6 protein-coding genes are annotated in these 12,696 nt (G+C 56.8%); all 6 read right to left on the bottom strand.

Annotated elements, in window-relative coordinates; genetic code table 11:
* The gene (locus NST04_RS08320) at positions 1-666 is read right to left on the bottom strand and encodes a hypothetical protein (protein ID WP_341183872.1); all 666 of its coding nucleotides are present in this window, start codon (positions 664-666) and stop codon (positions 1-3) included.
* Positions 667-1,293: 627 nt separating this feature from the next.
* Positions 1,294-3,591 carry a helix-turn-helix domain-containing protein gene (locus NST04_RS08315; protein ID WP_341183871.1) on the bottom strand — a complete coding sequence of 766 codons (2,298 nt, stop codon included), beginning with the start codon at positions 3,589-3,591 and terminating at the stop codon, positions 1,294-1,296.
* A gap of 84 nt (positions 3,592-3,675) precedes the next feature.
* Entirely contained in the window at positions 3,676-7,752 is a 4,077-nt protein-coding gene (locus NST04_RS08310) for an Ig-like domain-containing protein (RefSeq protein WP_341183870.1), read from the bottom strand.
* Positions 7,753-8,291: 539 nt separating this feature from the next.
* Positions 8,292-10,067: a hypothetical protein gene (locus tag NST04_RS08305; RefSeq protein ID WP_341183869.1), complete on the bottom strand. Its 1,776-nt coding sequence runs from the start codon at positions 10,065-10,067 to the stop codon at positions 8,292-8,294.
* Positions 10,068-10,098: 31 nt separating this feature from the next.
* Positions 10,099-11,763: an extracellular solute-binding protein gene (locus NST04_RS08300; RefSeq protein ID WP_341183868.1), complete on the bottom strand. Its 1,665-nt coding sequence runs from the start codon at positions 11,761-11,763 to the stop codon at positions 10,099-10,101.
* 55 nt (positions 11,764-11,818) lie between these two features.
* Positions 11,819-12,694 (bottom strand): carbohydrate ABC transporter permease, encoded by an 876-nt coding sequence (locus NST04_RS08295; RefSeq protein WP_341183867.1) that lies wholly within the window; start codon positions 12,692-12,694, stop codon positions 11,819-11,821.
* Between the last annotated feature and the right edge of the window lie 2 nt (positions 12,695-12,696).

Raw genomic sequence — 12,696 nt, 5'->3', positions numbered from 1 at the left:
TCATTCTCCTTTTCCTGTATGGGGGCGGGGGATGGTTAGGACTAGCGCAAGCTTTTTCCAAATGGCCTGATCCGGCTGCACCCCACTCCATTTCCTGAAATGCGGGTCCATCACCTCACCCCAGTTCTCCGGCCGGAGATTCGTGGCAAGCTTCCCGGCGTACGGGGCAGGCTCTACCGTTGCAGGCAGCTCGGAATAAAAAAACAGCAGGTTCTCATGCAGCCCGATGATCCCGTACTTGTCGCCGTCTCCCGGGCGCTCCTCCTGATACTGGTAATGGTGATACACGTAGCTTGCGACCTGCTCCGGCTTCAGCGCCGCCACTCGTCCGTAGGGGGTTCCCGCCGAATGACTGCGCTTCCAATGCTCTGCGGAGACCGGCTGCTGATAATGAAAAATATCCATCATAGGCACCCACAACCGGGGCTGCCCCCCTCCCGGCCATTCCTTAAGAATCTCTGCCGCACCCTGAAATAACTGCTCCGGCTCCACCTCCCGGCTGGTGCATTCATAGTACAGAAACAGCTCCTTGCCATCCTGAAAAATACTAAGCCGTGCAAGGCCCAGCCTGTCCATGTGTTCATTCAGCAGTCCGGTCTGTGCGCCCCAGTACGCTGACGGATTAGCATCCTCCCTGCACTCGGCTCTATATAAACAACGCTGCATCGTGTCCCTCCAACCTTATGTCATCTACCCCTTTAGAGTAGCGTATCCGGCAGGCCGATTCCTTGACGATCATGCCCTTCTTTAGCATAATAACGACATACGAAAATTCAGCCATAAGCTCATGTGTTGCGGTAGCGGAATCCGGCTTAATCTTAGCGCAGTGCAGACTGCCCGCCGATGGTTGGGGAATAAGGAGAGGCGTGTTCCGGGAGAAAAAAAGAGGCTGATCGAGACCTGCCAACGGCGGCGTTGGGGGCACATATACACTTGACTCATGCGCCAACGGCAGATTTTCAGAAATGTGGTGTATTTATACCCTTCTCCCTCGCTCCCACGGCGGATTTCCGAAAATGTGGTGTATTTATACCCTTCATTCGCTCACCAGGGCCAATTTACGGAAATGTGGTGTATTTATACCCTTCATCCGCGCTCCGATGAGAGGATTGAGGGGGTGGAAGGATTGGAGGGATTGGCGAAATGGCGAAATAGCCGAATGTAGTGTATTTACAGCAGCGCCTGCGCAGCAGCAAGCACGCGAACAAGACGGCCAGGTTCCCCGGCCGTCTTGCTACACACCTATCAGCTCGTAATCGCTGCGCCCCCCGCTAATGCCACGCGCCCATGAGCCTAATCCTTCCCAACACCATCCCCATCCCCCTCAAGATCACCACCATTCAGGGGACTGCCCTGGGCTTTGCGGTATTCGCCCGGCGTGATGCCTTCAAGCTTCTTGAAGACGCGGATGAAGGACATGGGGTACAAATACCCCACACGCTCCGCAATGCTCTGCACCGGATCGGAGGTCCCGGTCAGCAGGCGCTTGGCCTCCTCCATCCGCAGGCGGGCCAGATAATCGACGAAGTTCTCGCCGATCTCCTCCTTGAAGATCCGGCTTACCGTCTTGGTATTCATGGCGAAGCTGTCAGCGACATGGGTCAGGGAGAAGTCGGGATCAGCGTAATTGCAGCCGATGTATTCGCGTACCTTATTGGCGAGCGTGTACTGCTCACGGTTCATCCGCAGACTGCGCAGCGCCTCCTCCATCTCTTCCAGCGAAGAGACCAGCTCCCCGTGCAGCTCCTCAATCCATTCAAAAGACTCCGGCGATTGCGGAATTCCCCGCAGCCGCCCGTTGTTCCAGATTCCCCGCATCTCCGGCGGCAGCTCCTGCATCTCCCGGGCCAGCCCGGTCTCCAGCAGCCTCAGCAGCCGGACGATATCCTCCTTGGAGTAGTTGCCGCCTGCCAGCAATTCAAAGATCCGCTCGATCAGCGGCTTCCACTCCGCGTTCCCCAGCCGGTACAGCTGGGGAACGGCGCCGATGGCCTGGACCAGCACATCCATGCCTTCTGCCGGAGGCAGCGGTCTTCCGGCTGGCGCCGCATAGACGCGGCCGGGACCGCCGGTGATTTTGCGCTCCAGCGCCCCCAGGGCCTTGCGGTACGCATCCGATAATCCGCTGAGACCCGCTACAGGTCCGCTGAGGCCGAAGGTTGCCGTGAATTTGAGATGCTGCTTCACCCAGGAGCAGGCACTCTCGGCAATCATTAGGGCCTTCTCCGCTGCACCATCGGCGTTCTCCCCACCGGCAGAACGGCGGAACAGCAGACCCAGACGACCAGGTCCGATCCACTCTGTCCAGAGAGCTTCCCCTTCCTTCTCGGCGATCTCCTGAATCACACTGCGAAGCGTGAATTTGAATAAGGCCTGGTCCCGGGCAGAGTAGCCTGCAGCAAAAGCCTCATAGAAATCAATCTCGGCAATTCCCACAACCGCGCCGGCAAATTCACCGGTCATTCCAATCCGCTCCGCTTCCCGGCTCCATACTTCCGCCGACTCCTGCCCGCTATTCTCCAGCAGTTCCTTGAACAATTGATTCCGCCTATGCAGGATGCCTTCCGCCTGCTGCTTCTCATAGCTGTTGGTCTGTTCAATAAGACTCTCCAGCGCATGGCCGATGAAAGAGAATTCATCATCCTCCTTGCTCTGCGGCTTCCAGCCGAAGGAACGGTCCTCTCCGAACCTGTAGATCCGGCTCATGACCTGCTCAATCGGACGGTAATTCCGGTGGCTGATATAGGTCATGGCCGCAATCCCGCCAACGACTGCAGCGAAGCCCAGGACCGCCCAGACATTGGAGAAGGCCGACAGCAGCGAGAAGGCCTCTGCCCGCGCCATTCCCACCTGGATCGACCATCCGGTATAGGAGGAGCTGCGGCTGACCGCCTGCTTCTGAAGCTGCGGGTCAGAACAGGTATCCGCACCGGCAAAGGCACGCCCTCCGGCATCTTTTAGGCAGATTTCCGTATTCGCCATATTCATATCCTGAATCAGTGCCTGCAGAGATTCCTTGCGCACGTTGATGACGATCATCCCCTGCTCGCCGGAGAAGTAAGGCACCTGCTCCACAAGTGAAATGACTGATTTCGGCCGATCCTCCCCGGAGAAAAGCTGCAAGTCACGGATGCCGCTCCAGACATAGCCGCCGGTATTTCCCGTCGCCGTCTCAATAAAGCTGCGGTCCCCAAAGTCCGGCAGGCGGGATGCGAAATGCTGCATCAGCACTTTGCCGTCAGACGCACGGTATAAATAGACCGAATCAATCATCGGCAGCGGCGACATGAAATCCAGCAGCACCTCCGTTACCCTGTAATCCTGATAAGGGTCAAGCTTCCCCGGCCGGTCAAAATAACTGCCAACCTTCTCATCCAGCAGCAGGCTTTTGATCGTTGTTGTCTCCAGGTTGCGCAAGGTGGTATCCACGATCTGCAGCACATTCTCTGCGTACACGCCGTTCGCCTTGGCTGTCTGTCTCTCCATCGCTTCATTTAAGGTCAGGAAGAACAGGATAATCAGGCAGAATACCACGGCAAACAGGATCGGCAGGTAGGAAAGAATCAGTCGGTACAGCCATTTCTTATGCATCGGTGTCATCCCCTGTAAGTCCAGATGTTGGCTATCATCGCTTAATAATATCGGCTACGGGGCCGGATTGGGAAGCATCGTCTGTCAGTACCCCAGTTCTGTGCTCGCATTGCGGGAGACCAGCCCGAAGTACCCCGCTTCACCGATGGCTCCTGCGGCGGTGTCCAGATAATTAAAGATCTGCACCCCGTTAACCTTGAGGATCAGCCGTACACCCCCGGATTCTTGAAAAGCACCCAGCTGAACGCGGCTCTGCACCCCGAAGGTGATCGCCGTATTCGGAATCGCCGGCCCGCCAAGGCTGGTCAGGCCGTCAATCTTGCCATAGATCACGGTGCGTACCCCTTCGTTGAAGCGGTGCAGCTCAATCCCCGATGTCCCTATGACCACCAGATACATGCTGCCGGTGCTATAGCTTAGCTCCTTGCTCTGGTTATTGAGCATCAGGGCGTACCAGTTGGAGGAGGCCGCGCTGTCATTGATCTTCATTTTGAAATCCAGCAGCTCATTCTGATACTTGCGGTTCTGGTAGATGACATGCCCTCCGGGGGCCCTCAGCGTAAGGCTGTCTTGCCAGGTCTCCTTCAGCCCGTTCGCGGTTGCCGATACGTACCAGCCATCCGGGTCCTGCAGCTCTGCCGTCAGGGGATGTTCGTATTGGCTGGCCTCATCCCATACCTTAACCTCATATTGCCCCTGGGTCACGGTGCCCAGATATTCGGCCGATAACGTGAGGGTAGCCGAGCCGGTCTGATGCCCCGTCAACAGGCCGCCCCCGCTGACGCTGACGATGGAAGGATCGCTGCTCGTATAGGTGACTTCCTCCAGCTCCTCGCGGTTGCCGAACAGCGTCTCGCCGTAAGGCTGCAATTGCAGGTCTGTGCCTTCACGGATATACGCCACATTGCCGTCATGCCCCTCCAGGCGGACTGTGGCTAAGGTATCGCCCACAAATACATCTGTTGTGATGGTCCGCAGAATGGAGCCGTTAATGATGTTCACGATAAGCTTCGTCTGTCCCTGGCTGATTCCGGTGACCACACCCCCGCTACTCACCGAGGCTACAGCCGGATCAAGAATGCCGTAATAGAAGGTGCTGGTTTCCTTGCCCAGCGGCTGGTCTTTGCCATCCATGGCATGGATTGAGACCTGTCCGCTGCCACCCGCGGCCAGCTTAAGCGGATCAAGCTTCCAGCGGCGGACCTGACCGTCTGCTGCAGAGGCATATTCCGGCTGAAGCCCGGCCTGATCAATGATCGAGCGTGCCGCCTGAGGCCACTGTGCATCCGGCTGGACCGTATTGTTCTCGAACAGAACATTGCGCCCGTTGTTGGTATAGCCGTCCGTCGTTGTATAATTGTTCACGAAATCCACATCATGGATGGTCGGCACATACGCCATCGCCCAGCGGAACGCTGAATGCCATAGCGGAGCATCCTTCAGGTCGATCACATTGTGCTCAAATTTCCAGTAGGCGGAGCCTTCATCCGTGTACAGGGCAGAATTGCCGTCCATCTGGTTGCGGATGTAGTTGCCGCTGACCAGATTTTTGTCCTCTGCGGTGGCTCCGGTAGGTCCGAGACTGTAGATGGCGCCTCCGTCACGCAAGCCCATTCCCATGAGGTCATAGATCAGGTTATCCTGAATCTTCACGTTCCGGGTAGCGGCGTCGAACAGCTTATCCCAGCCATACCCGATATGGGTTCCGCTGTAAGGCAGATTGTACATTTCATTATGACTGATATCCATGTCTATCGGATACCCGGCAGATACGGCGGAAGCCGATTTGTAGTCAATCCCGATGTCGTGGATCACGTTGTTCAGCACATCATTATTCTTCATCAGCAGCCTGTGGTCTGCCGGATGATAGATATTCCGGTCGGAGGAATTCGGCTGTCCCACGTTCAGCGCACTGCCTGAAATGTCATAGAAGCGGTTGCCTTCCATCCGGCTGTTCTGTACACCGTTCTGCATCCGTACGGCCGTAATGCCCAGCTTGGTGAATTCATTGTTGCGGAAATTCACCGTATTGGCCAGCTCCAGCATCACCGCCGCATCGGTCAGCTCATCGGGGATCGACGGATAACGCAGATGGTTGTTCTGGGAATCGGAGTGTCCCGCTGCCGTACTCGGCCGGTTCCAGGTGGTATACATGAATTTCAGGCCTTCAAAATTCAGATTGCGCACCGGCTCGTCAGCCGAGCTGCCATAGACTGTGGCAAGCTGTTCCAGTACAGGAACCACAACCTTGGCCGTGGACAGATTCTCCCAGGCACGCGGTTTGTAATACAGCATACCTTCATTCCGGTTATAGTACCATTCCCCGGCCTCATCCAGCAGCTCCATAGCATTCTCATAATAGACAGGTACAGTCGCCGAGGTTAATCCCCGGTTAAAGACCGCGCTCCGGCCCGGCTCCTGCAGGACGATCTGTGCTTTGCCGCCTGAAGCGGTTACCGACCCTACCTTAATCCGGGAATTCGTCCACAGCTCATTGAAGACCAGCTCTATATCGGACGTATTGTTCCACCCGGCAAGCTCCGTATTATCCGAGGTATAGCCGGTTGCCGTCTTCAGCGGATTCACGAGTCCCGCAGTGCTCCGGGCCCGGACTGCCCGGATGCCATCTACGAACAGCTGCCTTGTCTGAAGGCCGGTTCCGACATCCGCCCGGTAGATGCCCTTGGCGCTGTCGAACACCGTCCAGCCTGTGACGGACCGCCCGCCGCTGATGGCTGCCTGCTCCCCGGGGTAGCTGCGGTAAGTGACAAAATAGCCGTTCGTCCCCGAATCCTCCGGTGTGAATTCCAGCGGCTCCGTCAGCGTATACATCCCTTCCCTCAGATTGACAACAATGTCGGCGTCCATATCCTCATTCAACAGGCGTACCGCCTGCTGGGCACGGGCAATCGTCCGGAAAGGCGCCGCTTCGGTACCATTATTGCTGTCGTTCCCGCCAGGAGCGACATACAGCTCTTGACCTGTCGTTCTTCCGGTGACGGTGACTTCCGTCTCCGCGCGGACGCTTCCGGTCTCATCCGTGACGAACACTTCAGTCGTTCCGGCGCTTACCCCCGTCAGCTCTCCATAGCGGTCAATCACGGCAATGCTCTCGTCCTCTGTTCCCCACCGGATGCCTGTATCCGTGTTGTCTTCCGGTGATACTGTTGCCTGTAACACCACACGGGAGCCTACAGGAACCGCCCGCTGAAGCGGAGCGAGTACAATATCCGTGATCGGATCTTCGTAGACGGCTACCGTAGCGGTTACCGCCGGAAGCGCCTCGTTCGGCTGTGCCGTAACGGTCGTCACCCCCTCGCGGATACCAGTAACCAGACCGTTGGCGTCCACCGTTGCCACCTCTGCGCTGCCGGTGGACCAGGCTGCCGTCTGATCCGTAGCATCTGCAGGTGTGAACTGGAGCGGCAAGGACAGCTTCTCCCCTCTTCGCAGCCCGTAAGACTGCTGGGAGAAGGCTGCACTTACCGCCTGTTTGTATCCGCTTACAATAAAATCGTCAAAACCTATCTTGCCGATGCTGTCCTTATAAAAACCCATGTAGAATAAGGATAACGCTCCTCCCTCGGCCATGGGCTCCTTCGTCAGCAGACGATTGCCGTCAATGGACAGATCGAAGTTGTAGCTGCCGCTGTCGAAGGCCACCCGTACGTCATACCACACCCCTGCCGATATTGGCATTACAGAGGTCCATGATCCGGCACCTTTTTTCATATAACTGAACGCACCATTATTAATGGCGAACTTCACCAGCGTGACAGAGCCGCTCTGCGGGGTGGGCAGGTAGATCACCGCTCCGGTCTGCTCCGCTCTGAACGAATAGCTTAACAGGCTTCTGTACGTAACATCCGTAACGGATCTGCTTATAATATAGCTGCCCGCTGTTTTGGCTGCCTGCTGAATCTCCAGCAGCTTGCCAGCGTAGCCTTCCCAGGTCTGTACGGCAACGCTCACCCCCTGCGGCGGCGTCTTGATGGTCCAGCCGGCCGGCTTCGTGCCGGGGCTATACGACTCGAACGTCTCATCCAGCTTATAGGTGCTGTCTGCCCGGGCCACCGAACCAGGATTTGCCGGGAGAAGACCTGTCAGCAGCAGCATAATGATAGCGCATACAAAGAACGGTTTCCGATTGGATTGTCTCATAATAGCCACCTTTCCGTATGGAAGCATGTATAGTGTTCCGGTTGAGCATCCGAACTTAAGCAGTGAATTCATTCCATAGATGCAGCCCATAGATACGGAAATTAAGTGGAAACGGCCTTGCCGTCCTTTTAGGGGCGGCACCGTTTCAGCGATAAATGCGGCCTCTATGGAACTGCGTTCGACGCGAACATTTAGCGATAGTTGTATTTTGTACATTTAAAAACCGTGAAACGGAAGGATTTCGTCTTCTAACTGCATTCTGTACAACTAAATTCACCCAAATGGGTGAGAAGCGGGGTATAGGGGGATTTTAGTTGTACCAAATACAGCTAAATGGATATTCGGCGGTACATCGGACGATTTAGTTGTATGGAGTGCAATTAAGCCTACTGCTTCCGCCTGCACCTTAATCGGGACACGGCAACCCCTGAGGCATGCAATGGGTCAAAGGACCATGCAAGGAACAGAAAGGAATACAGTAATGAATAACAACGAACAGAAAGGCTTGCCGCTTGAACTGCGCGGCTTGGTTAAGTTGGTTAAGGGGCGTACGGATCAACGGTGAGCTGAACCGGGGGCTGGTGGCCCGCAGTCAGCTTAATGCTGCGGATCTGAGCCCATGGCTCCCGCGGCACCTCCCGATCGTCCGTCTCGATGTCTTCGATCCGCACCGCATCCAGCAGTCTGCGGACATCGCCAGCTTCCGCTGCCTCGTCCAGACATACTACCGCCCAGCCCGTTTCCAGGCGGGACTGCGCCAGCAGGGTGCTGTCGCCGGAATAGAGGACCTGGCGGAGCCTGATCCTCCCTTCCTCCCGCACCACAGTGACAGGCTGCGCGGCACGCGCCTCCGCTCCGGCACAAATCCCACTGAGCGCCGTGACCGCCACCGCACAGCCCGGATAACGCAGGACCAGCCATTCCCGGTCCCCGGCGGCGTTCACTACCCGCTCCACCTCACCGTCATAGCGGTGGATGACCCATTCATCCGCGATCTCCGCAGCCCGGTTATGCAGCCGGGTCATTGAGCGGACCACCACCAGCGCATTCGCCTGCTGGGCCGAGCGGGTCTTCACCTCCGGGTACAGCGGTTTTGCAAACAGCGCGGGCATCAGATAGGCGGTCCGGTAATCCTCCGCCGGATGCGTCCGCACGGCTGTGGAATCATCCACGTACCACCGCAGATAGGATACCTGCTGATCCTTCACGCTGAAGCTGACCGGAAAGCTCTGCCAGCCCAGCCCCCAGGTGGGATGCTGGTAGCTGCCCGGCATCACCGGAAAGCGGTTGATGCTGCCCAGCCGGGTATGCCGTCCGATCCAGCTGTAGGAACACGAGGCATCGAAGATCCGTTCCTCCAGCATCCGGGGTACGGGCAGCGCAGCCAAGGGGGCACCCCCTTGAAGCAGCTCCTCTTCAAACAGGAGCAGTGCCGCCACATCATTAAGCGAAAACTTCTGTTCCGCCAGACGGCTGAACTCGGCTACACCCGCAATCGCCCACAGCAGGCTCGGCCGCTGCGTCTCTCCCCGGAAGTTGTAGCTGCGGATGGTGGGAACCAATTCCTCCCCGTCATGGAACACGAGAATGCTCTTCAGGGTATCCATATGCTCTGACAGCCGCCCGGCCAGCTCCCGGTCATGCTGCTGAAGCACCGAACCGGCAATCCTCAGCGCATTCATCATCACCCCCTGGTAGACGAGGCTGATATTCTCTCCCCAGCCCCAGCCCCGGCGGCCGGTATATTCCGCCCATCTGGCGAAATATCCGCATGCGGTCTGCAGATGCTCAGGCTCCTCCAGGAAGTGGGCGATGGCCAGCAGCATGGCGCCGTCGCTCATCGTCTTGTTCGGGTAGAACAGCTCCGGGGTCCGGCATTCCCTGGAGAACCAGGCCGCCGCATGGCCGAACATCCGCTGCATCACCTCCAGATGACTGGCCGGGAATACCTCCGGCTTGCTAAGACGTACCGTTATAAGCGGCATGAGGATAAAAAATGCCGCATTCGAATCCTGTATCCCGCTCTCCTCCCGGTACCAGAGGAATCCCCCGTAATCCGGATGCTCCGGATCTGTAAACTGCAGCCGGGCGATGGCCTCAAGCATCTCCAGCCCGGCCTGCTCCTCCAGCCGGCCCAGCAGTGTGCCATAGGCATAATACCCTGCTGAGAACCGCGCCTCATGACAGTACGGCAGCTGTGATACCTGCCGGGTGTGGCCGGGCCAATTGTAGCGCACCAGCCCTTCCTCCACCACAATCCCCTCCGAGGCAGCCGCAAAGCTCTGCTCCAGAATTGCCCTTACCCCATTGTTCAACGCTTGCTCGCCTCCTATGCCGGAATTCCGTTTATTCGGCCGTGTCCAGCTGTTTGCCCATCTCATAAATATCCTTCAGCATGATCGCATCCGCTTTATGGTCCTGATACCAGGCTGCATAGAACTCATCGACCTTGGGTCCGCCTGCCTTCTCCCAGATTCCTTTCGCTTCTGCAATGAACTGGTCCACTGAACCGGGATCAGAGCTGACAATGGCCTGCATGGCCCGGTCGAGAATCGTTTTATTCGCGTTCGTGTTGATCTGGGTCAGATCCTGCGGCAGCAGCGGCAGGAAAGCCTTTTGCGTAATGCCGACAATCGGGCGGGCAGGATCCATATACAGCTTTTCAGACATTTCATAGATTTTGATTAAACTCTGCTCGGCAGGGGTAGGGTTAACCTTGTTCTTCAGCCCGTAATTCTTGCCGATCAGCGGAGTCAGCATGCCCATATCGCGGTTGTACTCCAGCTCCTTCTTGTTCTTCTCAGGGTCGATTACCTCCGCACGGCCGTCGGCAGTTTTCTTGTAGTGCACGCCTTCAATGCCGTTCTGGATCGTAGTGGTGTACTGCTCCGTGACCATGAAATCAATCATTTTCATTACAGACTCAGGGTCCTTGGCCGCTGCGTTCACCATACCGGTCATTTGGATCGGGGTGGTCAGGGTCGGGCTGAACTGCCCGAACTCTGTCGTCGGCAAGGCAATCGGAATGACCTCGGCTTCAGGAGAATTCTTCATCAGCGTCTCATAGGTGCCGATATCGGCACCGTTGGCCCCGTAAATCCCCAGCTTGCCGGAGATCCAGTCCTGCTTCTGCTTCTCGCCGTTCTTATCGGTGACGAAATCCTTATCCGCCACACCGGCCGCATACAGCTGCTTCTGGAAGGAGAGCGCCGCCTGAATCCGGTCCCAGTCATGCACCACCTGGTCATTCTCCAGCACCCACGGGTACTGGTCTTCGCCGAACAGCGTAAATCCGGTACCGAACATGTTGTTCAGAATAATGCCGGCCACGAAGCTGAGTCCGGTCCCGTACGTATCCGCCTTGCCGTTGCCGTCCGGGTCCTGCTCGGTGAACGCTTTTGCCACATTCAGCAGTTCTTCGGGTGTAGTAGGCACCTGCAAATTCAGCTTCTTCAGCCAGTCATTGCGGATAAACAGATAGTGCTGCGGGCCGAACTGGACCGGACGCCCCACCGTATACAGCTTGCCGTCCGCCATAGTGCCTGCCTTGCGCAGCGCCGGATATTTCTCCAGCATCGCTTTATACTCTGTACTGCTGTTCTTGATCAGGTCATCCAGCGGAAGCAGCTGCTTCTGGTTATAGAGCTGGCCCTGGTAAGCGGTATCAAATTCAAAGATCAGATCCGGGGCAGACTTCGACGCGAACAGCACATTGAACTTTTGCAGGGATTCGAAGCGCGGAACCGTAATGTATTTGACGTTCACCGGGCCGTTCTCGTTGACCCATTTCGTCCAGCGGTTGTCGCTCATTGTCCCCTCTTCCGCCGGCACGCTGCCGCGGTCATATAGAGAGACGGTGATGGAGCCGCGTTTCCCCGAAGCTTCTCCCTTGCCCCCGTCTGCGCCCTGCGTGGCGGCATTATTGCCGCCGCAGCCTGTGACAGCGATAACGAGCATCAGGGAGGCTGCTCCGGCAGCGGTTTTTTTTCTAAACCATAGTGGTTTGGACATATGAATGTGACCCTCCTATTGTGGTGTTCTTGATCGTTCGGATAGGATGCAGCGGTTAACCCTTGATCGCACCGATAGTCACGCCTTTGACAAAATACCGTTGCAGCAGCGGATACACGATCAGCATCGGAATAACCATCACCATAATCCCGGCGGCCTTGATGCCCTCCGGTGTAATATTGACAACCTCCTGCGAGTTCATCGTATTCAGCTCCTGCAGGACGGCCTGGCTCTTCACCATCTGCTGGATGAGCACGGTCAGATTGATTTTCTCCGGGCTGTTCATATAGATCATTACGTTAAAGAAGGAATTCCAGTAATACACGCCGTAGAAGAGGCCGATGGTCGCCAGCACAGGCAGGGACAGTGGCAGAATAATGCCCGCCAGCAGCCGCCATTCGCCGGAGCCGTCAATTCGGGCCGCTTCTACCAGCTCCTCCGGGATGTTCTCGAAAAAAGACCGCATGATCATCATATTATAAGTGCTGACCAGAGCGGGCAGCCACAGTGCCGAATACGAATCCACCAGGCCGAGACTGCTGACCACGAGATAGGTCGGAATCAGTCCGCCCGTGAACAGCATGGTGAACACAATCGCCAGGGTCAGCGTGCGTCTTCCGTAGAAATCACGGCGGGATAAGGGATAAGCGGCGAAGATGGTGAACAGCATGCTGGCGGCCACACCGACCAGAGTAATCAGCAGGCTGTTGCCAAAAGCGCGTACCACCGGCGTTCCCTCGAACAGCATGGTATACGAGCTGAGTGTGAATTCCACCGGCCATAGGGTGACAAAGCCGGAGAGCACCGCATCCTTGCCGCTGAGCGACAGGGAGGCCAGATGGAGCAGCGGCAGCAGACAGAGAATGCCTGCGAGCGTAAGCAGCAGATAATTGAAGCTGTAGAATACTTTTTCACCTTTTGTACTTTGCATAA

The sequence above is a fragment of the Paenibacillus sp. FSL H7-0756 genome, from assembly GCF_038006765.1.
In the GTDB taxonomy this organism is placed as follows: domain Bacteria; phylum Bacillota; class Bacilli; order Paenibacillales; family Paenibacillaceae; genus Paenibacillus_AQ.
The sequence above is the reverse complement of the archived record's forward strand: the minus strand, read 5'-3'. Positions and strand labels throughout refer to the sequence as shown.